At 66.6% G+C, this 25,042-nt stretch carries 36 protein-coding genes; 1 reads left to right on the forward strand and 35 read right to left on the reverse strand.

Going from position 1 to position 25,042, the window contains the following annotated elements:
• Positions 1–37: 37 nt before the first annotated feature.
• The 29 genes from rpsD to rpsJ form a co-directional block, all read right to left on the reverse strand.
• Positions 38–643 carry a 30S ribosomal protein S4 gene (rpsD, locus tag ACWIFB_RS05570; protein ID WP_295651489.1) on the reverse strand — a complete coding sequence of 202 codons (606 nt, stop codon included), beginning with the start codon at positions 641–643 and terminating at the stop codon, positions 38–40.
• A 22-nt stretch (positions 644–665) separates the two neighbouring features.
• Complete coding sequence (gene rpsK, locus ACWIFB_RS05575; protein WP_182631347.1) at positions 666–1,073, reverse strand: 30S ribosomal protein S11; 408 nt, start codon at positions 1,071–1,073, stop codon at positions 666–668.
• A complete protein-coding gene (gene rpsM / locus ACWIFB_RS05580; RefSeq protein WP_452098611.1) occupies positions 1,073–1,441 on the reverse strand; it encodes a 30S ribosomal protein S13 in 369 nt (122 codons plus the stop codon). The genes rpsK and rpsM overlap by 1 nt, the downstream gene beginning before the upstream one ends.
• Positions 1,442–1,609: 168 nt before the next feature.
• Positions 1,610–1,831 carry a translation initiation factor IF-1 gene (infA, locus tag ACWIFB_RS05585; RefSeq protein ID WP_006554587.1) on the reverse strand — a complete coding sequence of 74 codons (222 nt, stop codon included), beginning with the start codon at positions 1,829–1,831 and terminating at the stop codon, positions 1,610–1,612.
• Between the two features lie 121 nt (positions 1,832–1,952).
• Entirely contained in the window at positions 1,953–3,236 is a 1,284-nt protein-coding gene (locus ACWIFB_RS05590; protein WP_454057595.1) for a lipase family protein, read from the reverse strand.
• 103 nt (positions 3,237–3,339) lie between these two features.
• Positions 3,340–4,143 (reverse strand): type I methionyl aminopeptidase, encoded by an 804-nt coding sequence (map, locus tag ACWIFB_RS05595; RefSeq protein WP_454057596.1) that lies wholly within the window; start codon positions 4,141–4,143, stop codon positions 3,340–3,342.
• An 8-nt stretch (positions 4,144–4,151) separates the two neighbouring features.
• The gene (locus ACWIFB_RS05600) at positions 4,152–4,697 is read right to left on the reverse strand and encodes an adenylate kinase (RefSeq protein ID WP_454057597.1); all 546 of its coding nucleotides are present in this window, start codon (positions 4,695–4,697) and stop codon (positions 4,152–4,154) included.
• Positions 4,698–4,747: 50 nt separating this feature from the next.
• Positions 4,748–6,070 (reverse strand): preprotein translocase subunit SecY, encoded by a 1,323-nt coding sequence (gene secY / locus ACWIFB_RS05605; RefSeq protein ID WP_452098607.1) that lies wholly within the window; start codon positions 6,068–6,070, stop codon positions 4,748–4,750.
• Between the two features lie 198 nt (positions 6,071–6,268).
• Positions 6,269–6,715 (reverse strand): 50S ribosomal protein L15, encoded by a 447-nt coding sequence (gene rplO / locus ACWIFB_RS05610; protein ID WP_452098606.1) that lies wholly within the window; start codon positions 6,713–6,715, stop codon positions 6,269–6,271.
• Between the two features lie 2 nt (positions 6,716–6,717).
• Positions 6,718–6,906: a 50S ribosomal protein L30 gene (gene rpmD, locus ACWIFB_RS05615; protein ID WP_452098740.1), complete on the reverse strand. Its 189-nt coding sequence runs from the start codon at positions 6,904–6,906 to the stop codon at positions 6,718–6,720.
• The gene (rpsE, locus tag ACWIFB_RS05620; protein ID WP_230928220.1) at positions 6,903–7,559 is read right to left on the reverse strand and encodes a 30S ribosomal protein S5; all 657 of its coding nucleotides are present in this window, start codon (positions 7,557–7,559) and stop codon (positions 6,903–6,905) included. The genes rpmD and rpsE overlap by 4 nt, the downstream gene beginning before the upstream one ends.
• 43 nt (positions 7,560–7,602) lie before the next feature.
• On the reverse strand, positions 7,603–7,998 hold the full coding sequence (rplR, locus tag ACWIFB_RS05625; protein WP_230928221.1) for a 50S ribosomal protein L18: 396 nt from the start codon (positions 7,996–7,998) through the stop codon (positions 7,603–7,605).
• Positions 7,999–8,000: 2 nt separating this feature from the next.
• Complete coding sequence (gene rplF, locus ACWIFB_RS05630; protein WP_454057598.1) at positions 8,001–8,537, reverse strand: 50S ribosomal protein L6; 537 nt, start codon at positions 8,535–8,537, stop codon at positions 8,001–8,003.
• A gap of 11 nt (positions 8,538–8,548) precedes the next feature.
• The gene (rpsH, locus tag ACWIFB_RS05635; RefSeq protein WP_454057599.1) at positions 8,549–8,947 is read right to left on the reverse strand and encodes a 30S ribosomal protein S8; all 399 of its coding nucleotides are present in this window, start codon (positions 8,945–8,947) and stop codon (positions 8,549–8,551) included.
• Positions 8,948–9,221: 274 nt separating this feature from the next.
• Positions 9,222–9,794: a 50S ribosomal protein L5 gene (rplE, locus tag ACWIFB_RS05640; RefSeq protein WP_230928224.1), complete on the reverse strand. Its 573-nt coding sequence runs from the start codon at positions 9,792–9,794 to the stop codon at positions 9,222–9,224.
• Positions 9,795–9,796: 2 nt separating this feature from the next.
• Complete coding sequence (gene rplX / locus ACWIFB_RS05645) at positions 9,797–10,111, reverse strand: 50S ribosomal protein L24 (RefSeq protein WP_007628110.1); 315 nt, start codon at positions 10,109–10,111, stop codon at positions 9,797–9,799.
• A gap of 1 nt (position 10,112) precedes the next feature.
• Positions 10,113–10,481, reverse strand: a complete 369-nt coding sequence (rplN, locus tag ACWIFB_RS05650) for a 50S ribosomal protein L14 (RefSeq protein ID WP_182631360.1) — start codon at positions 10,479–10,481, stop codon at positions 10,113–10,115.
• Positions 10,482–10,625: 144 nt separating this feature from the next.
• A complete protein-coding gene (locus tag ACWIFB_RS05655; protein ID WP_454057600.1) occupies positions 10,626–12,044 on the reverse strand; it encodes an alpha/beta hydrolase in 1,419 nt (472 codons plus the stop codon).
• Positions 12,045–12,216: 172 nt separating this feature from the next.
• A complete protein-coding gene (rpsQ, locus tag ACWIFB_RS05660; RefSeq protein ID WP_372459507.1) occupies positions 12,217–12,492 on the reverse strand; it encodes a 30S ribosomal protein S17 in 276 nt (91 codons plus the stop codon).
• Between the two features lie 17 nt (positions 12,493–12,509).
• Entirely contained in the window at positions 12,510–12,740 is a 231-nt protein-coding gene (gene rpmC / locus ACWIFB_RS05665) for a 50S ribosomal protein L29 (protein ID WP_010541176.1), read from the reverse strand.
• A complete protein-coding gene (rplP, locus tag ACWIFB_RS05670) occupies positions 12,740–13,156 on the reverse strand; it encodes a 50S ribosomal protein L16 (protein ID WP_182631363.1) in 417 nt (138 codons plus the stop codon). Before rplP ends, rpmC begins: the two co-directional genes overlap by 1 nt.
• A 2-nt stretch (positions 13,157–13,158) precedes the next feature.
• A complete protein-coding gene (rpsC, locus tag ACWIFB_RS05675; RefSeq protein ID WP_230928227.1) occupies positions 13,159–13,977 on the reverse strand; it encodes a 30S ribosomal protein S3 in 819 nt (272 codons plus the stop codon).
• Positions 13,978–14,406: a 50S ribosomal protein L22 gene (gene rplV / locus ACWIFB_RS05680; RefSeq protein ID WP_454057601.1), complete on the reverse strand. Its 429-nt coding sequence runs from the start codon at positions 14,404–14,406 to the stop codon at positions 13,978–13,980. It abuts the gene before it with no gap.
• Positions 14,403–14,684 (reverse strand): 30S ribosomal protein S19, encoded by a 282-nt coding sequence (rpsS, locus tag ACWIFB_RS05685; protein ID WP_007628126.1) that lies wholly within the window; start codon positions 14,682–14,684, stop codon positions 14,403–14,405. The genes rplV and rpsS overlap by 4 nt, the downstream gene beginning before the upstream one ends.
• 14 nt (positions 14,685–14,698) lie before the next feature.
• Positions 14,699–15,535, reverse strand: a complete 837-nt coding sequence (gene rplB / locus ACWIFB_RS05690; protein WP_454057602.1) for a 50S ribosomal protein L2 — start codon at positions 15,533–15,535, stop codon at positions 14,699–14,701.
• Between the two features lie 31 nt (positions 15,536–15,566).
• Positions 15,567–15,869: a 50S ribosomal protein L23 gene (gene rplW, locus ACWIFB_RS05695; RefSeq protein WP_230928230.1), complete on the reverse strand. Its 303-nt coding sequence runs from the start codon at positions 15,867–15,869 to the stop codon at positions 15,567–15,569.
• On the reverse strand, positions 15,866–16,555 hold the full coding sequence (rplD, locus tag ACWIFB_RS05700; RefSeq protein ID WP_452098604.1) for a 50S ribosomal protein L4: 690 nt from the start codon (positions 16,553–16,555) through the stop codon (positions 15,866–15,868). Before rplD ends, rplW begins: the two co-directional genes overlap by 4 nt.
• Entirely contained in the window at positions 16,552–17,217 is a 666-nt protein-coding gene (gene rplC, locus ACWIFB_RS05705) for a 50S ribosomal protein L3 (RefSeq protein ID WP_454057603.1), read from the reverse strand. Before rplC ends, rplD begins: the two co-directional genes overlap by 4 nt.
• Positions 17,218–17,269: 52 nt before the next feature.
• Positions 17,270–17,575 (reverse strand): 30S ribosomal protein S10, encoded by a 306-nt coding sequence (gene rpsJ, locus ACWIFB_RS05710; RefSeq protein ID WP_003938093.1) that lies wholly within the window; start codon positions 17,573–17,575, stop codon positions 17,270–17,272.
• 557 nt (positions 17,576–18,132) lie between these two features.
• Here rpsJ and ACWIFB_RS05715 point away from each other — a divergent pair.
• Entirely contained in the window at positions 18,133–18,405 is a 273-nt protein-coding gene (locus ACWIFB_RS05715; protein ID WP_230928233.1) for a hypothetical protein, read from the forward strand.
• A gap of 118 nt (positions 18,406–18,523) precedes the next feature.
• On the opposite strand, the gene tuf is transcribed toward ACWIFB_RS05715, so the two are convergent.
• From tuf to ACWIFB_RS05745, 6 genes are all read right to left on the reverse strand, one after another.
• On the reverse strand, positions 18,524–19,714 hold the full coding sequence (tuf, locus tag ACWIFB_RS05720; RefSeq protein ID WP_454057604.1) for an elongation factor Tu: 1,191 nt from the start codon (positions 19,712–19,714) through the stop codon (positions 18,524–18,526).
• Positions 19,715–19,887: 173 nt separating this feature from the next.
• Positions 19,888–21,999, reverse strand: coding sequence for an elongation factor G (gene fusA / locus ACWIFB_RS05725; protein WP_454057605.1), 2,112 nt, complete (start codon positions 21,997–21,999; stop codon positions 19,888–19,890).
• A 196-nt stretch (positions 22,000–22,195) separates the two neighbouring features.
• Entirely contained in the window at positions 22,196–22,666 is a 471-nt protein-coding gene (gene rpsG, locus ACWIFB_RS05730) for a 30S ribosomal protein S7 (protein WP_452098599.1), read from the reverse strand.
• Positions 22,666–23,037, reverse strand: a complete 372-nt coding sequence (gene rpsL, locus ACWIFB_RS05735; RefSeq protein ID WP_182631374.1) for a 30S ribosomal protein S12 — start codon at positions 23,035–23,037, stop codon at positions 22,666–22,668. The genes rpsG and rpsL overlap by 1 nt, the downstream gene beginning before the upstream one ends.
• Before the next feature lie 203 nt (positions 23,038–23,240).
• Entirely contained in the window at positions 23,241–23,891 is a 651-nt protein-coding gene (locus ACWIFB_RS05740; protein ID WP_454057606.1) for a TetR family transcriptional regulator, read from the reverse strand.
• Between the two features lie 11 nt (positions 23,892–23,902).
• Positions 23,903–25,036, reverse strand: coding sequence for an NDMA-dependent alcohol dehydrogenase (locus ACWIFB_RS05745; RefSeq protein WP_452098597.1), 1,134 nt, complete (start codon positions 25,034–25,036; stop codon positions 23,903–23,905).
• Positions 25,037–25,042: the final 6 nt, after the last annotated feature.

Here is a 25,042-nt window from a genome sequence, read left to right on the forward strand (position 1 = left end):
GCGTTACGCGGCCCGCCCGGCGACGGTGGAGGACAGATCACTTCGAGTAGAGCTCGACGATCAACTGCTCCTGCAGCGGCACCTCGATCTGGGCGCGCTCGGGGAGCTGGTGGACGAGGATGCGGAGGTTCGTGGGAACCACCTGCAGCCACGCCGGGACGGGACGCTCGCCGAGGGACTCCTGGGCGATCTCGAACCAGTCCATCTTGGTGGACTTGGGACGGACGTCGATGATGTCGTACTGCGAGACGCGGTAGCTCGGGATGGTCACCTTCTGGTCGTTGACCAGCAGGTGCCCGTGGCTCACGAGCTGACGTGCCTGACGACGCGTCTGCGCGAGACCCGCGCGGTAGACGACGTTGTCCAGTCGCGACTCGAGAATCTGGAGGAGATTCTCACCGGTCTTGCCGGCGCGACGGTTCGCCTCCTCGTAGTAACGACGGAACTGCTTCTCCATGACGCCGTAGGTGAAGCGGGCCTTCTGCTTCTCCTGCAGCTGGAGGCGGTACTCGGACTCCTTGATCCGCGCACGGCCATGGTGGCCGGGCGGGAAGGGCCGACGCTCGAATGCGGTGTCCCCACCCACGAGGTCGACGCCGAGACGACGCGACTTGCGGGTGGCTGGGCCGGTGTAACGTGCCATTGTTTTCTACGTTCCTTCCGGCTCAGACTCGACGCCGCTTGGGCGGACGGCAGCCGTTGTGGGGCTGGGGGGTGACATCGGAGATCGTGCCCACCTCGAGGCCGGCGGCCTGGAGCGAGCGGATCGCGGTCTCACGGCCCGAGCCGGGGCCCTTGACGAACACGTCGACCTTCTTCATGCCGTGCTCCTGCGCCTTGCGGGCAGCGTTCTCGGCGGCCAGCTGGGCGGCGAAGGGCGTCGACTTGCGCGAGCCCTTGAAGCCGACGTGACCCGAGGACGCCCAGGACAGGACGGCACCGGTGGGGTCGGTGATCGAGACGATGGTGTTGTTGAACGTGCTCTTGATATGAGCCTGCCCGTGGGCGACGTTCTTCTTCTCCCTGCGACGACCCGACTTCTTGGGGCCCGCAGCGCGTGACTTGGGGGGCATTACTTCTTCTTTCCGGCGACGGTCTTCTTCGGACCCTTACGGGAACGGGCGTTGGTCTTGGTGCGCTGACCACGGACGGGCAGGCCACGACGGTGGCGGAGCCCCTGGTAGCTACCGATCTCGATCTTCCGGCGGATGTCGCCCTGGATCTCGCGGCGGAGGTCACCCTCCACCTTGTAGTTGCCCTCGATGTCGTCACGAAGGACGGTCAGCTGCTCATCGGTGAGGTCCTTGGTGCGCTGGTTCGGGTCGATGCCCGTACGCTCCAGGATCTCGAGCGACCGGGTGCGACCGATGCCGAAAATGTAGGTGAGCGCGATCTCCATGCGCTTGTCGCGAGGGAGATCAACGCCGGCAAGGCGTGCCATGTGGCGTATCTCTTTCGTCGTGCGGTAGGTCTGCTCCCCGACCGCCCCCTGCCCGGATGGTCATCTCACGATGAGCGATCCGTTCGGGGCCCCGGCCTCCGCAACCGAGGGTGTGAACCCGCCGTACCCACGAGGGGGCGCGGCGGCTGGTTCAGGGAGTTGAACGTCTTACTTGTAGCGGTAGACGATCCGGCCACGCGTCAGGTCGTAGGGCGAGAGCTCCACGACGACGCGATCCTCCGGAAGGATGCGGATGTAGTGCTGCCGCATCTTCCCGCTGATGTGGGCGAGGACCTTGTGCCCGTTCTCGAGTTCGATGCGGAACATAGCGTTCGGCAACGGCTCGATGACACGGCCCTCGACCTCGATGGCTCCGTCTTTCTTTGCCATGCTGGTTACGGTCCTCCACGATTCCCCGGGTGACGTCTACCGGATTGTGGTGCACTGGTGGGCACACCGACGTATAAGCCTACGTCAGTGGCCCCCGCTGCGCCAATCGCCTCGGAACCGGTCAGTGGTAGCAGGCGGATCCCGCGGGCACGCCGTCGAACCGCCGCTGCAACCACCCCAGTGCCGCCGGCAGCTTCTCGACCGCCCCGAGAAGGTGCTCGGGGGCGAACCCGGGCTCCCACGTGACCGGCGATCCCTCACGGCAGTACCGCTTCGCGGTCTCCTCCGCGTCCCAGAACGGCACCAGTGGATCGGTGCCCGAGTGCCACATGTAGACCGGCACCCGGGGGACATCAGGACTCAGGCGAATGCTGTTGTCCGCGAGCGCGCGCATCAGGCCCTCCTCCGCCATGAGGTTCCCCCCGTTCAGCACCATCGGCACCGACTTGAAGGCCCCACGGGTCAGCAGCGTGGCGGTGCACCTGTCCCGGACCTGGTTGTAGAGCCCCCAGCCCTCCGGCGTCAACTTCTCCTCGAGTCGGATCTCCTCCGGGTACTCGCGCGCCATCCCCACCGCGGCGGCGAAGGCCAGACCGAATGCGGGATGCGGGTCGTTGCCGATCATGCGGGCCATCGTGGTCATGTCCGTCGGGACGCCGCCCTGGGCCACACCGACCAGATTGACGTCGGGCGCGTACTCGTCGTGCAGGAGCGCCACCCAGGCGCTCGCGATGCCCCCACCCGAGTAGCCGAGCGCACCGAATCGGCTCTCCCGGGAGTCGAATCGCGGATCATCCCGCACCGCCCTCATCCCGTCGAGGACGATCCTCGCCGACAGACGGCCACCGGGATAAGCGACCTTCGGACCGAGGTGGTCGGGGATGATGACCGTCCAGCCGCGATCCAGTTGGAAACGCAGGAAGGCCATCGCGTTGTCCTGGACGGTCTCGACCGTCGGATTGACCAGCGTCTCGGTCGGCGCGCATCCCTGCCCGAGCGCGTTGAGGTAGTGCTGGTAGCTCAGGACGGGACCGTTGGGACGCGCATGATGCGGACGCACCACCGTCGCGGTGGCCAGGATCGGACGGTCCGCGGTGTCGGTCGACCGGTAGGCGATCTCGGTGATGCCGTAACCCGCGAAGGCCGGCATCGCGGCGCCACGTGAATTGATGACCTGGCCTGGTCTGGCCTCGGACAGGACCGCCGGATCCGCCTGGTAGAAGGGGCCCGGTCCCGGCTGCGCCATGAGCGAACCGCCGGCGTCGTCCGCCACGGATTGCGCCGCTGCCGACGGCGCGAACGCGCTCGTGAGTTGCCCGGCGATCAGCGCCAGAATCATGAGGACAGTGCCCGCCGCCCACGTCAGCGAGGGGGTCCGACGACCAGCCTGAGGGCGAGAGAGCATGCCGGCACCTTTCGAGGATGGCCTGATGTTCGCGTCGAACACACGATATGCGGAGAAGACTACGTATAAGAAATCGTTTTCGGGTGTCGCACCGGGCCGCCGGTCACTCCCGGGGCCGCGGCGTGAGGATCCGGGGCCCGTCGGCGGTCACGGCGATGGTGTGCTCCCAGTGCGCGGCCGGCGAGCCGTCCACGGTCACGACGGTCCAGTCATCGGACAGGGTCGTGGTGTCCGTCTCTCCGCCGAGGACGAGCATCGGCTCGATCGCCAGGACCGAGCCCTCCTGGAGCCTCGGCCCCCGGCCGGGCTTGCCCTCGTTCGCGAGGAACGGCCATTCGTGCATCTCGCGGCCGATCCCGTGTCCCCCGTAGCCGTCCACGATGCCCAGCGATACGCCGTGCCGCTCCTCGGCGCGGCGGGTCGCGACCTCGAGTGCATGCGAGACGTCCGTGAGCCGGTTACCCGGCCGCATGGCGAGCATGCCCTCGGCCAGGACCTCGCGTGTCGCGTCATTCAGCGCCTGCACCCCGGGCTCGAGCGCCCCGACGCCGAAGGACCAGGCGGAATCGCCGTGCCAGCCGTCGAGTATCGCTCCACAGTCGACGGACACCAGGTCGCCCTCGGCCAGCACCGTGGACGAGCCGGGGATGCCGTGGACCACGACCTCGTTCACCGAGGAACAGACCGACCCCGGGAAACCCTCGTAGCCCTTGAAGGACGGCACCGCACCGGCATCCCGGATCAGCTGTTCGACGATCGCGTCGAGATCAGCGGTCGTCGCTCCGGGAACGGCCGCCTCCCGGGCCGCCACCAGGGCCCGGCCGACGATCCGGCCGGCCGCCTCCATGGCATCGAGTTCACCCGGGGTGCGTGCGGCTACCGCCCCTTTGCGGGATCTACCGAACACGGCGGTCGTCAGCGTCCGAGAGCGGCGAGTGCGCGGGAGTTGATCTCCTCGACCTCACCGACGGCGTCGATGGTCGACACCTGCCCCGCGTAGTACTCCAGCAGAGGTGCGGTCTCCGACTGGTAGACCGACATCCGGTTGCGGATGACGTCCTCCGTGTCGTCCTCGCGGCCGCGGGCCAGCATCCGTGCGACGACCGTGTCCTCGTCCACGCGGAACTCGAGCACGCCGTCGAGCGAGTTGCCCGACTCGGCGAGCATGACCTTCAGCGCATCCGCCTGCTCGACGCTGCGCGGGTAGCCGTCGAGGAGAAAGCCCTCGGTGGCGTCGGGCTCGGCGATCCGCGCCTCGACCATGCGGTTGGTGACCTCGGCGGGGACGAGGTTGCCCGCGTCGATGTACGACTTCGCCTCCTTGCCCAGATCGGTCCCCTGCGAGATGTTCGCGCGGAACAGCTCGCCGGTCGAGATGTGGGGCACGCCGAGCTTCTCGGAGAGCAGGGCCGCCTGGGTTCCCTTGCCGGCGCCGGGAGGGCCGAGGAGGACGAGACGCATGGTGATGACCAGCCTTTCTACGGTGTTGTGTTGCGCGTGATCCTGAGCGGCTACTTGAGGAAACCCTCGTAGTTGCGCTGCATCAGCTGCGCCTCGATCTGCTTCACGGTGTCGAGGCCCACGGAGACCATGATGAGCACCGCGGTACCGCCGAACGGCATGTTCTGGAGATCTCCACCCCCGCTGCCCATGTCCAGGAAGATGTTCGGGAGCACCGCGATGAGACCGAGGTACAGGGAGCCGAACAGAAGAATGCGGTTGAGGACGTAGCCCAGGTACTCGGCGGTCGGTCGACCGGGACGGATGCCAGGGATGAAGCCGCCGTACTTCTTCATGTTCTCGGCCTGCTCCATCGGATCGAACTGGATGGCGACGTAGAAGTACGAGAAGAAGATGATCAGGACGAAGTACAGGAGGATGTAGCCCACGCTCGAGGGGTTCTGCAGGTACTGCATGACATAGCGCTGCCAGAATCCATCGCCCGTGCCGTCGGGGCCGGAGATCAACTGAGTGATGAGGATCGGCACGTACATCAGCGACGACGCGAAGATGACCGGGATGACGCCGGCCTGGTTGACCTTGAGCGGAAGGTAGGTGGAGGTGCCGCCGTACTGGCGACGTCCGACCATGCGCTTGGCGTACTGGACCGGGATCCGACGCTGACCCTGCTCGACGAAGACGACGGCGACGACGATCAGCACCACGGCGAACATCACCGCGGCGAACTTCAGCGTCGACGAGTTCTGGTAGATGTTCACACCCTCCGCCGGGATGCGGGAGGCGATTCCGGCGAAGATGAGCAGGGACATGCCGTTGCCGACGCCACGGTCGGTGATGAGCTCGCCGAACCACATGACGAGAGCGGCGCCGCCGGTCATGACGAGCACGATGGTGATCAGCGTGAGGATGTCGTTGTCCATCAGGACCGACTGGCCGTTGCCGAGGAGCTGACCACGGTCGGCGAGCGCGACGATACCGGCGGACTGGAGGATGGCCAGGGCGATGGTCAGATAACGCGTGTACTGCGTCATCTTGGCCTGGCCCGACTGGCCTTCCTTCTTCAGCTGCTCGAAATGCGGGATGACCACGGTGAGCAGCTGCACGATGATGCTGGCCGTGATGTACGGCATGATGCCGATCGCGAACACCGACAACTGCAGGAGTGCGCCACCCGAGAAGAGATTGACCAGGGAGTACAACTGCGCGTTGTCTCCGGTCATCGCCGTGTCGAGCAACCCGCGGAGCTTGGGATAGTCGACGCCGGGCGACGGGATCTGTGCGCCGATCCGGTACAGGATGATGATCCCGAGCGTGAAGAAGATCTTCTTCCTCAGGTCACTGTCCTTGATCGCGGACGCGAGTGCGGAGAGCACATGTCCTCCTGGTCATTGACGGCTCGCGGCCGCCTGTCGTCGAGATCAGATGCGCCGGGAACGGACGGTGAGACCGATCGGTCGGCCCCGGAACGCACAACGGGAAAACTCTATCAAGACGAACGCAGGGGCCGGATCCGAGAGTCTCGGACACGGCCCCTGCACCCGTCGTCGGCCCCGTGGGGGCCGGTCGGGGAATCAGGCCCCGGCCTCCGACACGCTTCCGCCGGCAGCCTCGATCTTGCTCTTGGCCGACGCGGAAACCTTGTCGACGGTCACGGTGACAGCGACGGAGATCTCCCCGTCACCGAGCACCTTGACCGGCTCGTTCTTGCGAACGGCACCCGCGGCGACGAGCTCGGCGACGCCGACCTGCCCGCCGTTCGGGAACAGCCGCTCGATGTCCGAGACATTGACGACCTGGAAGACGACCTTGTTGCGGTTCTTGAAGCCCTTGAGCTTCGGGAGACGCATCTGGATCGGCATCTGGCCGCCCTCGAACCCGGCGGGGACGTTCTTACGGGCCTTGGTGCCCTTGGTGCCGCGGCCGGCGGTCTTGCCCTTCGAACCCTCACCACGACCGACACGGGTCTTCTCGGTGTGGGCACCGGGCGCCGGGCGCAGGTGGTGCAACTTGATGCTCATGCTCACTCCGTCTCTTCGACCACGACGAGGTGGTTCACGACGTTGATGAGACCCCGGGTCTGCGCGTTGTCCTCACGCACGACCGACTTCCGGATGCCCTTGAGGCCGAGCGTACGCAGGGAGTCCCGCTGGTTCTTCTTGGACCCGATGGTCCCGCGGACCTGGGTGATCTTGAGGTTAGCCATGATCAGGCCCCCTGTCCGGCACGGGCGCGGAGCATGCCCGCGGGAGCGACGTCCTCGATCGGAAGCCCACGACGAGCCGCGACCTCCTCCGGACGATGCAGGCCCTTGAGCGCGGCCACGGTGGCGTGCACGACATTGATCGCGTTGTCCGACCCCAGCGACTTGCACAGGATGTCGTTGACGCCGGCACACTCCAGCACGGCGCGGGCGGCGCCGCCGGCGATGACACCGGTACCGGGCGAAGCCGGACGGAGCATGACGACACCGGCGGCCTCCTCACCCTGGATCGGGTGGGGGATGGTGGAGCCGATGAGCGGAACGCGGAAGAAGTTCTTCCGGGCCTCCTCGGCACCCTTCTGGATGGCCGCCGGCACCTCCTTGGCCTTGCCGTAGCCGACGCCGACCATGCCGTTACCGTCACCGAGGATCACGAGGGCGGTGAAGCTGAAGCGACGGCCACCCTTCACGACCTTGGAGACGCGGTTGATGGTGACGACGCGCTCGATGTACTGCGACTTCTCCTCGTCGCGACCCCGACGGTCGTCGCGGCCCCGACCACGGCCACGGTCGTTGCCGCGGCCCTGGGCGTTGTCGTTGGTGTTCTTGTTGTCTGCGGCGGGCCCGTTGCTTCCGCCGTCACGACGCTGACGTCCCGGCATCAGACGGTCCTTCCATTAGCGGTCAGTGCAGTGGTGTTGATCATCAGAACTCCAGCCCACCCTCGCGGGCGGCGTCGGCGAGCGACGCGATCCGGCCGTGGTACCGGTTGCCACCACGGTCGAACACGACTGCGTCGATGCCGGCGGCCTTCGCACGCTCGGCCAGGAGCTGGCCGACCTTCGCGCTGCGGGCCTTCTTGTCGCCCTCGAGTGCACGCACATCGGCCTCGATGGTCGACGCGGCGGCCAGCGTACGGCCGGCCAGGTCGTCGACGATCTGGGCGTGCATGTGGCGCGAAGACCTGTTCACGACCAACCGCGGACGCTCCGGCGTACCGGAGACCTTCTTGCGGAGGCGGTAATGGCGCCGGGCGCGGCTCTCCCGACGTGCGGTCGAGGCATCGGTACCCAGCGGGGAACGCTTCTTGGTGCTGCTCATGATCACTTACCCGTCTTTCCGACCTTGCGACGGACCTGCTCGCCCGCGTAGCGGATGCCCTTACCCTTGTACGGGTCGTGCTTCCGCAGTCGCTTGATGTTGGCGGCGATCTGGCCCACCTGCTGCTTGTCGATACCGGAGATCGAGAACTTGGTCGCACCGTCCACGGCGAACGCGATGCCGTCGGGAGCGGTGACCGGCACCGGGTGCGAGTAGCCGAGCGCGAACTCCAGGTCCTTGCCCTTGGCCACGACGCGGTAACCGACGCCGAAGATCTCCATGTCCTGCTTGTAGCCGTCGGTGACGCCGACGACCATGTTGTTGATCAGCGAGCGCGAGAGGCCGTGCAGGGAGCGGTTGTCGCGGTGGTCATCGGGACGGTTCACCGTGAGGGTGCCCTCCTCGATCGTCACCGAGATGGGGTCGGGCAGCACCTGGGTGAGCTCACCCTTGGGGCCCTTGACCGTGACGGTCTGGCCGTCGACCTTGATGTCGACACCGGACGGGACGTTGATCGGAGCCTTGCCGATACGTGACATTTCTCGCCCCCTTACCAGACGTAGGCGAGGACTTCCCCGCCCACCTTCTTGTTGTTCGCCTGACGGTCGGTGAGGAGCCCCTGGGAGGTCGAGATGATCGCGACACCCAGGCCACCGAGGACCTTGGGCAGCTCGGTCGACTTGGCATACACGCGCAGACCCGGCTTGGAGATGCGCTTGATGCCCTGGATGCTCTGCTGGCGCGACGGGCCGTACTTGAGGTCGATGGTGAGCTTCTTGCCCACCTCGGCGTCGGCCACGGCGTAGTCGGCGATGTAGCCCTCCTGCTTGAGGATCGCCGCGATGTTGCCCTTGAGCTTGGAATGCGGCATCGACACGGTTTCGTGGAACGCCGAATTGGCGTTACGCACACGCGTCAGCATGTCCGCGATGGGATCGGTCATCGACATGGATGGACCATGTTCCTTTCTCGTAACGGTTCCCATGCAACACGTCGTGTGCGGCGGCCTGTGGGCCGGGCAGCTGACGTCGTGGGCCTATCACGAAGAGTGCGAATGTTCTCTTGTGTGGGATCCGGGGTCCCCGTGGGGCGTGCCGGGTGTCCCGCCGTCCCCGGTGCTCTTCTCACCGTGGACGACCTGACGACTGGGCCGTCTGCCCGCCGCCGGGGCCAGCGCATGACGCGAAGCCCCGGCGGGGACGGCCGGTCCGGCCGGGCGGAGGTCAGTCCTCCTTGAAGGGGAAGCCGAGCTGCTTGAGCAGCGCGCGGCCCTCTTCGTTGTTGGTCGCCGTGGTGACGACCGTGATGTCCATGCCGCGGGGGCGGTCGATCTTGTCCACGTCGATCTCGTAGAACATGCTCTGCTCGTTGAGGCCGAACGTGTAGTTGCCGTGGCCATCGAACTGCTTGCCCGAGAGACCACGGAAGTCGCGGATGCGGGGAAGGGCAACGGTGGTCAGGCGATCCAGGAACTCCCACATGCGATCGCCACGCAGGGTGACGCGCGCGCCGATCGGCATGCCCTCACGCAGCTTGAACTGCGCGATCGACTTGCGGGCCCGACGGACCTCCGGCTTCTGACCGGTGATCAGGGTGAGGTCGTTGATCGCACCGTTGATGAGCTTGGCGTCGCGAGCCGCGTCACCGACACCCATGTTCACGACGACCTTGACGACGCCGGGGATCTGCATGACGTTCTCGTACTCGAACGTCTCGTTCAGCGCCGGCTTGATCTCGCTGCGGTACTTGGCCTTGAGGCGCGGGGTGTAACCAGTGGGAAGCGCGGTATCAGTCATGGTCACAGGTCCTTCCCGGTCTTGCGCGAGACACGGACACGCTTGCCGTTCTCGTCGGTGCGGATTCCGACCCGGGTCGGGGTGCCGTCAGCGTCCACGACCATCACGTTCGACACGTGGATCGGGGCCTCCTGGGTGACGATGCCACCGGAAGAGGCGCCACGCTCGGCAGCCGAGTTGGAGGTGTGCTTCTTGATGCGGTTGACGCCCTCGACGAGGACCTTCTCCTGCGCCGGGAAGGCCTGGATGACCTTGCCCTTGGCGCCCTTGTCTTTGCCCGAGATGACGAGCACCGTATCGCCCTTGTGGACCTTCATGTCAGAGCACCTCCGGAGCCAGCGAGACGATGCGCATGAACTTCTTGTCGCGCAGCTCGCGGCCGACGGGCCCGAAGATGCGCGTTCCGCGCGGATCGTTGTCGTTCTTGATGATGACGGCGGCGTTCTCATCGAACTTGATGTACGAGCCGTCCGGGCGACGGCGCTCCTTGGCGGTGCGCACGATGACCGCCTTGACGATCTCGCCCTTCTTGACGTTGCCACCGGGGATGGCGTCCTTGACGCTGGCGACGATGATGTCACCGACGCCCGCGTAGCGACGCTTGGATCCACCGAGAACGCGGATGCACAGAATCTCCTTGGCACCCGTGTTGTCGGCGACCTTCAGTCGCGACTCCTGCTGGATCATGGTTCTCCTGACCAGGTCTGTTCTGTGTGTGCCGGATACCGACCCGACACACGCGGTCATGTCGCCGGGCCGCACGCGCGGACGCGCGCAGGTCGGGCAACTGCTCCAGTGTAGGGTGAGCGGGCTACTCAGCCCAAATCCGGATCATCGCCCGCTCGAACCGAGCGACCCGGTGCCACCACCGGAGCCGGCCGATCCGCTGGAGGTCGCCGACCCGAGGGAGCCCGCAGCCCGCTCCCCCACCGCTCCGGTGGTCGTGCGCCCGTTGGGTGTCGCCGGCGCCAGTCCGCTCAGGATGTGGTCGGTACCCGGGAGCATCTCGGTGACGAACACCGGCCAGTTGTGGATGCCGGTCGGCATATAGTTCATCTGCAGGTGCACACCGGGGACGGAGGCGAGGGCCGATTCCAGCGCACGGGTGCTCTCGAATGATCCCTTCTCCAACACGTGCCCGTCGAGAAGGACCATCTCGTTACTACCGAAGCGTCCGAGTTCACTCGACCCGACGCGGCCGGTCGCGGCGCTGAGGTAGACGGACTTGCCCGACAGCCCGGCGGGGTTCGCGATCGTGTCGTGCTCACGCCACGGCTCCGCGCCCCGCGGGCCCCACATGTTGGTCGCGTCGCCGCCCCGCGCGGCCACGGTCAACCTCGCGTACTGGTACCCGAGAGCGTCCATCGTGGAATAGGCGCCGCTGACGCCGGCCACTCCCCGGAACATGTTGTTGGTGTTCGCGAGATGCACGGCCGATGCCGCGCCCATCGACACACCCAGGACTCCCCAGTCGCCGTTATGCGCGACGGGCTCCGCCGCGCCCTCCAGGCCTGTGGAGAGTAGTCCGGGCAGCTCCTCCACCAGGAAGGTCTCCCACATGTTCGGGCCGAGGACCGGGTCGTCTTCCTCCCAGTCACTCCACATCGAGGACGGCGCCCCCGTGGGTGCGACCACGTTCACCGCACGCTGGCGCAGCCGGGGATCGCCCCATCCCATCCCCCCGCTCCAGCCCGACGGCGACTCACTACCCACACCGTCGAGGAAGTACATGTTCGGGGCGTCGACCCCGGCCGGAGCCCGGTAGACCTCGACCCGCACCTCACGCTGCATCGATTCCGACGTGACGGTCCATACCTCTGCGCGGCGGTCCACCTCGTCTGTCGATGCCGGGAACAGTGGCTCGACCGACCTGACCGTTGTCGCTGTGATGTCCGGGTCCCGCGTCGCTATGGGCTCCGCCGGCGCGCTGTTCGAACTACCCGGCCTGGCGAAGTCCGACGACCCCACCATCCCGAGGGAGCCGAGGACAGCCGTGAGTGGGATCGGGGCTCCGAGCTGGGTCGCCGCGGCCAGGCTGAGCGACGGTACGCCGAACAGGCTGCCGGGGGCGACACTGGGGGCAACCGACTGCGGATCCAGTGATCCCGCCCCGGAGCCCTGGGCGCTCACCGCGGGCACGCCGATGACTGAGAGTGCGGCCACCGCGGCCGCGACAGCAACCGGGTAGGACCGGCGCCGACCACCGCGAGTACGCGGAGGCCTGGGGCCCGAGAAGATCCGGGTGTTCATGTGTCGCTCCTGTCTGACACGAGGTGCCCTTCGAACGGGTGACACATTACTCAGCTTTTGTTTCGCCAGGGTAATCCTCTGCGGCGGTTTTACTGCGAGGAACACTGAAAATAGACGTCGGCCCGGCCACGAGAGTTCTCGTGGCCGGGCCGGACTATCTGAGTGGAGTGGGCTACTTGGCCCGCTCCAGCACCTCGACGAGGCGGTACCGCTTGCTGGCGGAGATCGGGCGGGTCTCCATGATCCGCACGCGATCGCCGATGCCGGCGGTGTTGGTCTCGTCGTGCGCCTTCACACGCTCGGTACGGCGCATGATCTTGCCGTACAGGGGATGCTTCACGCGGTCCTCGAGCTCGACGACGATGGTCTTCTCCATCTTGTCGGACACGACGTACCCGATGCGCACCTTGCGGCTGTTGCGCTCCGTGCTCTCGCCTGACTCAGTCACAACTGTTTCCTTGTCACTCACTTGGCATCACCCGGCGCCGCCGACAGCCCGAGCTCACGCTCACGGATGACGGTGTAGATGCGCGCGATGTCGTGTCGTACGACCCGCAGGCGACGGTTGTTGGTCAGCTGACCGGTGGCCATCTGGAAGCGCAGGTTGAACAGCTCTTCCTTGGCCTCGCGAAGGCGCGCGGTCAGCGCATCGGCGTCGAGCTCGCGCAGCTCGGGGGCGGTGATTCCACTTGCCATCAGAACTGCTCCTCCCGGGTGACGATGCGGGTCTTGCACGGGAGCTTGTGCTGCGCACGGCGCAGAGCCTCCCGGGCGGTCTCCTCGTTCGGGTACGACATCTCGAACAGGATGCGACCCGGCTTGACGTTGGCGACCCACCACTCGACGGATCCCTTACCGGAACCCATCCGGACCTCGGCGGGCTTCTTCGTCAGCGGACGATCCGGGTAGATGTTGATCCAGACCTTGCCGCCACGCTTGATGTGGCGGTTGATCGCGATACGAGCGGACTCGATCTGCCGGTTGGTGATGTAGGCCGGCTCGAGAGCCTGGATGCCGTAGTCACCGAACGTGACCTTGGTGCCGCCCTTCGCCCCGCCCTTACGACCGGGGTGGTGCTGCTTGCGGTGCTTGACGCGCTTGGGGATCAGCACTGTCAGGCCTCCTTGTTTTCTGCGGGCGCCTCGGCCGGGGCAGCCGAGCCGGCACGGCCGGTCTCGGTGCTCGTGGCCGTGGTGCCCTGGGCGCCGGAACGACGCGGACGGCCGGCGCCACGCTCGCGGCGCGGGCCACGGTCGCCACCGCCGCGGTTGCTGGACTGGGCGAACTGGTCGGACTCGCGACGACCGCCGACGACGTCACCCTTGTAGATCCACACCTTGACGCCGATGCGACCGAAGGTCGTCTTGGCCTCGTAGGTGCCGTAATCGATCTCGGCACGCAGGGTGTGCAGAGGGACGCGTCCCTCGTGGTACCGCTCCGAGCGGGACATCTCGGCGCCGCCGAGACGACCCGAGCAGACCACCTTGATGCCCTTGACCTGGGGCTGACGCATGGCCGACTGGATGCCCTTACGCATCGCACGGCGGAACGCCACGCGGTTCGTGAGCTGCTCGGCGATGCCCTGGGCCACCAGCTGGGCGTCGGCCTCGGTGTTCTTGATCTCGAGGATGTTGAGGTGGACCTGCTTGCCGGTGAGCTTCTCGAGCTCGCCACGCAGGCGGTCGGCCTCGGCGCCACGACGACCGATCACGATGCCCGGGCGGGCGGTGTGGATGTCGACGTGGACCCGGTCACGGGTACGCGAGATGTCGACGCCCGAGATTCCGGCCCGCTCCATGCCCTTGGACAGGAGCTCGCGGATCTTGATGTCCTCGGCGACGTAGTCTGCGTACTGCTTGTCGGCATACCACTTGGACGTCCAGTCCGAGGTGATGCCGAGACGGAAGCCGTGCGGCTGGATCTTCTGTCCCATTTAGCGGGCACCTCCCTGGTTGCGACGTCCCCGGCCGGCACCGGCATTGTCGGGCACGCTGGTCACCTCGATGGTGATGTGGCTCGTGCGCTTACGCACGCGGAACGCACGACCCTGTGCACGCGGCTGGAACCGCTTGAGCGTCGGGCCCTCGTCGGCGTACGCCGTCGAGACGACCAGGGTCCGGGGATCCAGGTCGAGGTTGTTCTCTGCGTTGGCGATCGCGGAGGCCAGGACCTTGGCGACGGGCTCGCTGGCGGACTGCGGGGCGAACCGCAGCGTGTTCAGCGCGTCTGCAGCGTCCTTGCCACGGATCAGGTCGATCACGCGACGCGCCTTCATGGGCGTGACACGGACGAACTTCGCGGTAGCGCGGGCCGTCAGGTTCTGATCGGCCTGCTGCTCGTTCTGCTGGGTATCAGTGCTCATCGACGCTTACTCTTCCGATCGTCCTTGATGTGCCCCTTGAACGTGCGTGTCGGCGCGAACTCGCCGAGCTTGTGACCCACCATCGAGTCGGACACGAACACGGGCACATGCTTGCGGCCGTCATGAACGGCAAACGTGTGTCCGATGAAATCGGGCAGGATCGTCGAGCGACGCGACCAGGTCTTGATGACCTGATGAGTGCCCTTGTCGTTCTGCACGTCCACCTTCGCGAGGAGGTGTTCGTCGACGAACGGACCCTTCTTGAGACTACGAGGCATCCTAGTTTCCCTCCTTAGCGCTTCTTGCCGGTGCGACGGCGACGGACGATAAGACTGTCACTCGCCTTGTTGGGCTTGCGGGTACGTCCCTCAAGCTGTCCCCACGGGCTGACGGGGTGACGTCCACCGGACGTCTTACCCTCGCCACCGCCGTGCGGGTGGTCGACGGGGTTCATGACCACACCACGGACGGTCGGGCGAACGCCCTTCCACCGCATGCGGCCGGCCTTACCCCAGTTGATGTTGATCTGCTCGGCGTTGCCGACCTCGCCGATCGTCGCCCGGCAACGGACGTCGACACGACGGATCTCGCCGGAGGGCATACGCAGCGTGGCGTAGGCACCTTCCTTACCGAGAAGCTGGATTCCGGCGCCGGCCGCGCGGGCCATCTTGGCGCCGCCGCCCGGACGCAGCTCCACCACGTGCACGACGGTGCCGGCGGGGATGTTGCGGAGCGGCAGGTTGTTGCCGGTCTTGATGTCGGCGTTCGCGCCCGACTCGACCTTCATGCCCTGCCTCAGGTTGCGCGGGGCCAGGATGTACCGCTTCTCACCGTCTGCGTAGTGCAGCAGGGCAATGTTGGCGGTGCGGTTCGGGTCGTACTCGATGTGCGCGACGGTGGCGAGCACGCCGTCCTTGTCGTTGCGACGGAAGTCGATGACACGGTACTGGCGCTTGTGTCCACCGCCCTTGTGGCGAGTGGTGATTCGGCCGTGCCCGTTACGACCGCCGGTCTTGCTCAGCGGGCGCAGCAGCGACTTCTCTGGCGTCGAGCGGGTGATCTCGGCGAAGTCCGAGACGCTCGAGCCGCGACGACCGGGGGTCGTGGGCTTGTACTTGCGGATAGCCATGAGGTTCTCTCGTCCTTAACTCTTCCCGCCGTCAGGCGGTCAGACCCGGGATCTCGATGGGCTTGCTGTCGGCCGCGAGGGTCACGATGGCGCGCTTGGTGCTCTTGCGCTGACCGAACCCGGTGCGGGTGCGCTTGCGCTTGCCCTTACGGTTTGCGGTGTTGACGGAATCAACGGTGACGCCGAAGATCTCCTGGATGGCGATCTTGATCTGCGTCTTGTTGGCGTCCGGCGCCACCAGGAACGTGTACACGCCCTGCTCGAGCAGGCCGTAGGCCTTCTCGGAGACGACCGGGGCGAGAATCACGTCCCGGGGATCGGCGACTGTGCTCACTTGTCGGCCTCCTTCGCAGCCTTGCCGGCGAGGATGCGACCCGCCTGCGTGACGAACGCGTCCAGAGTCTCGACCGTGAACACGACGTCGTCGGCGTTGAGGACGTCGTAGGTGTTGAGCTGATCCGGAGCGATCGGGTGGACGTGATCGAGGTTGGCGACCGAACGCCATGCAGCGAGGTCCTCACGACCCACCACGATCAGGAACTTCTTGCGGTCGGACAACGACGCCAGGAACGTCCGGACGCCCGAGGTCGACGGCTTCTGCCCCTCGATGAACTCGGTCACCACGTGGAGCCGCTCGCTGGCGACCCGGTCGGAGAGGGCACCGCGCAGGGCGGCGGCCTTCATCTTCTTGGGCGTGCGCTGCGAGTAGTCCCGCGGCTTCGGACCGTGGACGGTGCCACCGCCGGTGTACGCGGGTGCGCGGGTCGAGCCCTGGCGAGCGCGGCCGGTGCCCTTCTGACGGAACGGCTTGCGGCCACCGCCGCGCACCTCGCCACGGGTCTTGGTCGAGTGGGTGCCCTGACGTGCGGCGGCCAGCTGGGCCACCACGACCTGATGCATCAGCGGCAGGTTGGGCTCGACACCGAAGATCTCGGCGGGGAGCTCGACGGCACCGTCGGTCTTCCCGGCCGGAGTACGGACGTCGAGCTTGAGGTTCACGGTGTTCTCCGTGGTGGTCATGCGCGCGCACCGCCCTTCACTGCGGAACGGACCATCACGAGGCCGCCGTTGCGACCGGGGATGGCACCCTTGATGAGGAGGACGCCGGCCTCGGCGTCGACCTTGTGGACCTTGAGGTTCATGGTGGTGACCCGCTCGTTACCCATGCGGCCAGCCATCTTCTTGCCGCGGAAGACGCGACCCGGGGTGGCGGCGCCACCGATCGAGCCCGGCTTGCGGTGGACGGCCTGGGTACCGTGCGAGGCGCCCTGACCGGCGAAGCCGTGACGCTTCATGGTGCCGGCGAAGCCCTTGCCCTTGGACGTTCCGGTGACGTCGACGAAAGCGCCGTCCTCGAACACGTCCGCGCCGAGCTCCTGGCCGACCTCGAAGCCGGCGGCCTGCTCGGCGTTCTCGAGGCGGATCTCCGCGACATGGCGGCGCGGGGTGACCCCGGCCTTGTCGAACTGACCCGCGACAGGCTTGGTGACCTTGCGGGGGTCGATCGCGCCGAACGCGATCTGGACGGCGTTGTAGCCGTCGGTCTCTTCGGTACGAATCCCGGTGACGACGCACGGCCCGGCCTTGACGACGGTGACCGGAACCACCCGGTTGTTCTCGTCGAAGACCTGGGTCATGCCGAGCTTGGCGCCCAGGATGCCCTTGATCTCGGTGTTACTCATCTGTTCACTGTCTCCGCTGCACGTTGCTTGCTGACCGCTACGCGGTCGGAGGTCACTGGATGTTGACGTCGACGCTGGCAGGCAGGTCGATGCGCATGAGCGCGTCCACGGTCTTGGGCGTGGGGTCGAGAATGTCGATCAGCCGCTTGTGGGTACGCATCTCGAAGTGCTCACGCGAGTCCTTGTACTTGTGCGGCGAGCGGATGACGCAGTAAACGTTCTTCTCGGTGGGCAGCGGCACCGGACCGACGACGCGAGCGCCGGTGCGGGTCACCGTCTCGACGATCTTGCGCGCCGAGGCGTCGATGGCCTCGTGGTCGTAGGCCTTGAGCCTGATGCGGATCTTTTGTCCCGCCACTTCGTCCTCTTCTCCTCCCGCCCGTGAAGGCGGCTGTCGTGAGCGCCCTCGCCTGGCGGGGACACTGTTGTGTTCGCTTGTCATAAGTGACACCGTCAAACCGTCTACCACCCGGTCTCGTGCATCGGTGCCCGTCGTGGAGGTCCCCGGACGCGCGGCCATAGGCGCAACACGACTCAGGTGATCCAGAGGACGGGATGCCGCTCCCCGCTGGGCGAAGAAGACGGCGGACCGATCCGCTGCCGCTGTTGACGTGTCACGACGCGTCCACGCGGTCGGGCGTGTCGCCCTCCCACTTTTCCGGCGGGTGATCGCTCACCCGCCACGGTCGTGCTCGCCCGGCCAACCCGGCCCCTGCCGCGGGTAAAATCTACCCACGTTCGGATGCCGCCTTGTCCGGGCAACTTCACCAGTATGCCGCACGGTGGCGCACAGAGCAAAATCGCCCGGGGCGGGCCCGGTACAGAGGCGTCCACCGGCGCCGCGGGGCCCCGCCCCCGCACGGGTATCGTCGGAACGACCATCGACCTGACGAGCCTGCCCCGAGGAGCTCCCCCGTGAACACCCGCCGCGAACCACGTGATCCCGCCGCCTACAAGAGGGACCGTCGTCAGGCCGTGCTGCGCCATCACCCGGACAAGGGCGGGGACCCGGACGAACTGCTGCGCGCGCTCGAAGAGGTCGACCGGCGGCACGGGGTCATCGGCTCGGCACGCGGTGAACACTCCGCCTCGGCCGAGCAGGTCGCCGCGGTGGCGGTGACCGCGCTGGCCGGCGTGGCCGCGATCGGGCTCTCCGTGGCGATGAGCGTGCTCGGACGTCGCCGCTGACTACCCTGTCCGTCCGACTCGCCGGAAGTCGACAAATAGAGCGAGGGGCGCCCCGCCTGAGCGGGGCGCCCCTTACTCTCTGGCCCGGTTACTTCACCCGGTCCGTGAGGTCAGACGATCACTTGATGATCTTGGTGACCTGTCCGGCGCCGACGGTGCGGCCACCCTCACGGATCGCGAAGCGCAGGCCCTCGTCCATGGCGACCGGCTGGATGAGCTCGACGCTCATCTCGGTGTTGTCTCCCGGCATGACCATCTCGGTGCCCTCGGGGAGGGTCACGACGCCGGTCACGTCCGTGGTACGGAAGTAGAACTGCGGACGGTAGTTGTTGAAGAACGGCGTGTGGCGGCCGCCCTCGTCCTTGGACAGGATGTACGCCTGGCCCTCGAACGTGGTGTGCGGGGTGTAGGCGCCCGGCTTGATGACGACCTGACCGCGCTCGACGTCCTCGCGCTTGAGGCCACGGACCAGCAGACCGACGTTGTCGCCCGCCTCGCCGTAGTCGAGGAGCTTACGGAACATCTCGATGCCCGTGATGGTGGTCTTGGTGGCCTTCTCCTTGATGCCGATGAGCTCGACATCCTCGTTCACGTTGATCTGGCCACGCTCGATACGACCGGTGACGACGGTGCCACGGCCGGTGATGGTGAAGACGTCCTCGACGGGCATGAGGAACGGCTTGTCCGTCTCGCGCTCGGGATCCGGGATGGAGGCGTCACAGGCCTGCATGAGCTCCAGGACCGAGTCGACCCACTTCTGCTCACCCTCGAGAGCCTTCAGCGCGGAGATGTGGATGACGGGGGCCTCCTCGTCGAAGTCCTGCGAAGCCAGCAGCTCGCGAACCTCCATCTCGACGAGCTCGAGGATCTCCTCGTCGTCCACCATGTCGCACTTGTTGAGCGCGACGAGGATGTAGGGAACGCCGACCTGACGGGCGAGAAGCACGTGCTCACGCGTCTGGGGCATCGGGCCGTCGGTGGCGGCCACGACCAGGATCGCGCCGTCCATCTGGGCGGCACCGGTGATCATGTTCTTGATGTAGTCGGCGTGACCGGGGGCGTCGACGTGCGCGTAGTGACGCTTCTCCGTCTGGTACTCGACGTGGGAGATGTTGATCGTGATACCACGAGCCTTCTCCTCCGGCGCCTTGTCGATCTCGTCGAACGCGAACGAGTCGTTGAGGTCCGGGTACGCGTCCGCGAGTACCTTGGTGATGGCCGCGGTGGTGGTGGTCTTGCCATGGTCGACGTGACCGATGGTGCCGATGTTAACGTGCGGCTTCGTCCGCTCGAACTTCGCCTTCGCCACTTGATGTCCTCCTGGACTGGTCTGTCCCCACTTCGGGTAGTGGGCACTGTTTTGTGTGGATTGATCTTACTCATCGTGCCGTGGGGCACGAACCGGCGGCCACCCGGAGGTTCGACCGTGCGCCGCCGGCATCGGCCCCGTCCCGCCGCGAGGGCGGAACGGGACCATACCGGTTACTCGCCGGTCGCCTTGGCGATGATCTCCTTCGACACACTCGCCGGAACCTCGGCGTAGTGGGAGAAGACCATCGAGTAGTTGGCCCGGCCCTGCGTCTTCGACCGGAGGTCGCCGACGTAGCCGAACATCTCGGACAGCGGCACGTTGGCCTTCACGACGCGGGCGCCGGAGCGCTCTTCCATCGCGTTGACCTGGCCGCGGCGGGAGTTGAGGTCGCCGATCACGTCGCCCATGTAGTCCTCCGGCGTGGTGACCTCGACGGCCATGAGCGGCTCGAGGATCACGGGCTGACACTTGCGTGCGGCCTCCTTGAAGGCCATCGAGCCCGCGACCTTGAACGCCATCTCCGACGAGTCGACCTCGTGGTAGGCACCGTCGACGAGGGTCGCCTTGACGTTGACCATCGGGTAGCCGGCCAGGATGCCGTACTGCATGGCGTCCTTGATGCCCGCGTCCACGGAGGGGATGTACTCCTTGGGCACGCGGCCACCGGTGACCTTGTCATCGAACACGTAGGTCTCGCCCTCTTCGACGGACTCCTGATCCAGGGGCCCGAGCGCGATCTGCACCTTGGCGAACTGACCGGAACCACCGGTCTGCTTCTTGTGGGTGTAGTCGAACTTGTCGATCGAGCCCTTGATGGTCTCGCGGTAGGCTACCTGCGGCTTACCGACGTTCGCCTCGACCTTGAACTCCCGCTTCATGCGGTCGACCAGCACGTCGAGGTGGAGCTCACCCATGCCGCCGATGACGGTCTGACCCGTCTCGTCGTCCAGACGCACGGTGAAGGTCGGATCCTCCTCGGCGAGCTTCTGGATCGCGGTGCCCAGCTTCTCCTGGTCGGCCTTGGTCTTGGGCTCGATGGAGACGTCGATGACCGGGTCCGGGAACGTCATCGACTCGAGGACGACCTGGTCGTTCAGGTCACACAGGGTGTCACCGGTGGTGGTGTCCTTGAGCCCGATGAAGGCGTAGATGTTGCCGGCCACGGCCTCGTCGACCGGGTTCTCCTTGTTGGCGTGCATCTGGAAGAGCTTGCCGACGCGCTCCTTGCGGCCCTTGGTCGAGTTGGCGACCTGGGTGCCCGGCTCGACACGACCCGAGTAGACGCGCACGAAGGTGAGCTTGCCGAAGAACGGGTGCACGGCGATCTTGAACGCCAGCGCCGAGAACGGCTCGTCCTTGGACGGCTTGCGCAGGATCTCGGTCTCCTCGTCGCCGACCTTGTGGCCGTGGACCTCGCCGACGTCCAGCGGGTTCGGGAGGAAGTCGATGACCGCGTTGAGCATGGGCTGGATGCCCTTGTTCTTGTACGCGGAGCCACACAGGACCGGGTAGATCTCCGAGTTGATCACGAGCTTGCGGATCGCAGCCTTGATCTCGTCGATGGTCAGCTCTTCGCCGCCGAAGTACTTCTCCATGAGCTCTTCGTCGGTCTCGGCGACCGTCTCGAGGAGCTTCTCGCGGTACTCTGCGGCCTTCTCCTGCAGGTCGGCCGGGATGTCCTCGATCGAGGCGGCACTGCCGATCTCGGTCTTGCCACGCCAGAAGTGCGCCTTCATGGTGAGCAGGTCGACGACGCCGTCGAACGCGTCCTCGGCACCGATCGGGAGCTGGAGGATCAGCGGCTTGGCACCGAGACGATCGACGATCGTCTGGACGGTGTAGTAGAAGTCCGCGCCCAGCTTGTCCATCTTGTTGACGAAGCAGATACGGGGGACGTCGTACTTCTCGGCCTGGCGCCATACCTGCTCCGACTGGGGCTCGACGCCCTCCTTGCCGTCGAAGACCGCGACGGCGCCGTCGAGCACGCGCAGCGACCGCTCGACCTCGACCGTGAAGTCGACGTGGCCCGGGGTGTCGATGATGTTGATCTGGTTGTCTTCCCAGAAGCAGGTGACCGCGGCGGAGGTGATCGTGATGCCACGCTCCTTCTCCTGCTCCATCCAGTCGGTCGTCGACGCGCCGTCGTGCGTCTCGCCGGCCTTACGGTTGACACCCGTGTAGAACAGGATGCGCTCGGTCGTGGTGGTCTTACCGGCGTCGATGTGCGCCATGATGCCGATGTTGCGGACCTTGTTGAGGTCGGTCAGCACGTCCTGTGCCACGGATTCTCCCCGATCGTGAGTCGTCGGTGGCCCGTGCGGTCGGTGTCGACCGTCCGAACCGGGTCATTGTGTTGATTCCGGCTGCGCACTCTCAGCGAGGCGAGACGGGGCTTGGTCAATGATGCCACCAAGTGGGCGGCTGCGGGACCCTGGACGGGGGGTCTTGACGACACCGCCCCGCCAGGGGCCCACCGAATCACCAGCGGTAGTGCGCGAACGCCCGGTTGGCCTCGGCCATCTTGTGGGTGTCCTCGCGGCGCTTGACCGCGGCACCCAGGCCGTTCGAGGCGTCCAGGATCTCGTTGGCGAGACGCTCGATCATGGTGTTCTCACGACGCTGCCGGGAGAAGGTGACCAGCCAGCGCATCGCGAGGGTGGTGGAGCGTCCGGGGCGCACCTCGACGGGCACCTGGTAGGTGGCGCCACCGACGCGACGGGAGCGGACCTCGAGTGCAGGCTTGACGTTGTCCAGGGCCTTCTTGAGGGTGATGACCGGATCGGTGCCGGTCTTTTCGCGGCAGATCTCCATCGCGGAGTAGACGATGCGCTCGGCGGTCGTCTTCTTGCCGTCGAGGAGGATCTTGTTGACGAGCTGCGTGACCAGCGGCGAACCGTAGACCGGATCGCTGATGAGCTGGCGCTTCGGGGCGGGACCCTTACGAGGCATTACTTCTCCTTCTTGGCGCCGTAGCGGGAGCGGGCCTGCTTGCGGTCCTTCACGCCCTGCGTGTCGAGCGAGCCACGGATGATCTTGTAACGGACACCCGGGAGGTCCTTCACACGACCACCGCGCACGAGCACCATCGAGTGCTCCTGGAGGTTGTGGCCCTCACCGGGGATGTAGGCCGAGACCTCGACGCCGGTGGTCAGGCGCACACGGGCGACCTTACGGAGCGCGGAGTTCGGCTTCTTGGGGGTCGTGGTGTACACACGCGTGCACACGCCGCGACGCTGGGGCGAGCCCTTGAGGGCAGCCGTCGACGTCGCCGACTTCTTGTCCTGGCGGCCCTTGCGGACCAGCTGGTTGATGGTTGGCATGAACCGACTTTCTCTAGCTGGCGGCCTCCGCTTTCAAGGGCGACCACCGGTCACTGGGACGTTGCTCGTATCCGGACTCTCGAACACCCGTCGCCGCGCACGGGCGACCTCGTCAGCCGCTCTCGCTGGCCTACAGGGCACGATCCTCCAGCTCGCATACTGCGAGCACGATGGTCAAGCCTAACCGCCGTGGGGATACCGGGTCAAAATGAGCCGCGGTCGCCCGCCACCGGGTGCGATTTTCCGGCGTCGTCGAGGACCTCGTCCATCGTCTGCGCCCAGAATCGGATGATCTTGTCACGACGTCCGGAATCGTCGGAGAGCACGTCGGCCAGGCCGAGGCCACGCGCGAGATCGAGGGTCGTCTGCAGCGCCCGGCGTACGCGGGCGTCCGAGGAGTCGCGCTCCAGCGCGGCCGCGGCGATGCCGAGGACCTCGCGCGACATCGCGGTCTCCAGGGGAAGCACCCGGTCCGCGAGAGCGGGATCGCTGGCGGCCGCGGTCCACACCTGCAGTGCGGCCTTGAACAGGTCGGAGGTGTAGTGCTCGACGATCAGGCGCACCACCGCCTCGGTGCGGGCCGGCCCGGGCTCCGGGAGGTCCAGCCCGACAGCGCGCACGCTCTCGACACGCTGCTCGATCATGTGCTCGAGAGCCGCTGTGATCAGGTCCTCGCGGGTCGGGAAGTGGTGCTGGGCGGCACCCCGTGAGACGCCGGCGGCGGCGGCCACCGCGCCCACGGTGGTCGCCGCCCAGCCCTGCGTCGCGAGGAGGTCGATGGAAGCACCGAGCAACCGCTCCCGCGTGATGCGGCTGCGGTCCTGCTTGGGGGCGCGCTGCTCGGGTCCCGCCATGTCTCCTCCTGCTACCAGTCCTGCTCGTCGTAGATGATGACGCCTCGGATGTTCTTTCCGTCCCGCATGTCCTGATAGCCCTGGTTGATGTCCTCGAGCCGGTACGTCGTGGTGATCAGTTCGTCGAGCTTGAGGTTGCCCGCACGGTACTGGTGCAGCAGATGCGGGATCTGCTTGCGCGGGCCGGTGCCGCCGAAGATGGCCCCCTGGAGGGTCTTCTGCTGCATCGCCAGGTCCAGGATGGAGATCTGTGCGTCGACAGCGGTCATGTCGCCCAGCCCCACCACCACGCAGCGCCGCCCCTTGCCGGTGAGCAGGAGGCCGGGCAGCAGATCCTTGCCCTCGACGACGCCCATGGTCAGGATCACCAGATCCGCCATTCTGCCCCAGCTGATCTCCCCCACCAACGCCATGGCCTCGTCCATGGAGGCACAGGTGTGGGTGGCGCCGAACTCGAGCGCCTTCTCACGCTTGAAGTCGATCGGGTCGACGGCCACGATCGCGCGGGCGCCCGCGGCCGCGGCGCCCTGAACCGAGTTGATGCCGATACCTCCGACACCGACGACGACGACGACGTCGCCCTCCTTGGCGCCGCCGATCTCGGTGGCCGATCCCCAGCCCGTGCAGACGCCGCAGCCGAGGAGTGCGGCCTTGTCGAGGGGGATGTCCTTCTCGATCTTGATCACCGAGGACTCGTGCACGGTGACGTGCGGCGCGAAGGTGCCGAGAACGCACATCGTGGCCACGTCCTCGCCGTCGGTGGTATGGACGCGGAAGCCACCGTCACTGATCGCACGGCCGCTGAGCAGGCCGGCACCGTTGTCGCAGAGGTTCTGCAGCCCCTCCGAGCAGGGCGGGCATGTGCCGCAGGCGGGGATGAACGCCAGGACGACGTGATCGCCCTCCTCCAGTCCCCGCACGCCCTCGCCGACCTTGGTGATCACGCCGGCGCCCTCGTGCCCGCCCATGATCGGGTACGACTCGAACTGCAGATCACCGGTGAGCAGGTGCTCATCTGAATGGCATAGGCCGGAGGCGGCGAGCTTGATCTGGACCTCCCCGGCCTTCGGGTCGTCGATGTCCACCTCGACGATCTCCCAGCCGTCCTGCTTGGGCTCGCGGATGATGGCGGCCTTGGTGCGCATGCGTGT

Source organism: Dietzia sp. NPDC055340 (assembly GCF_053645335.1).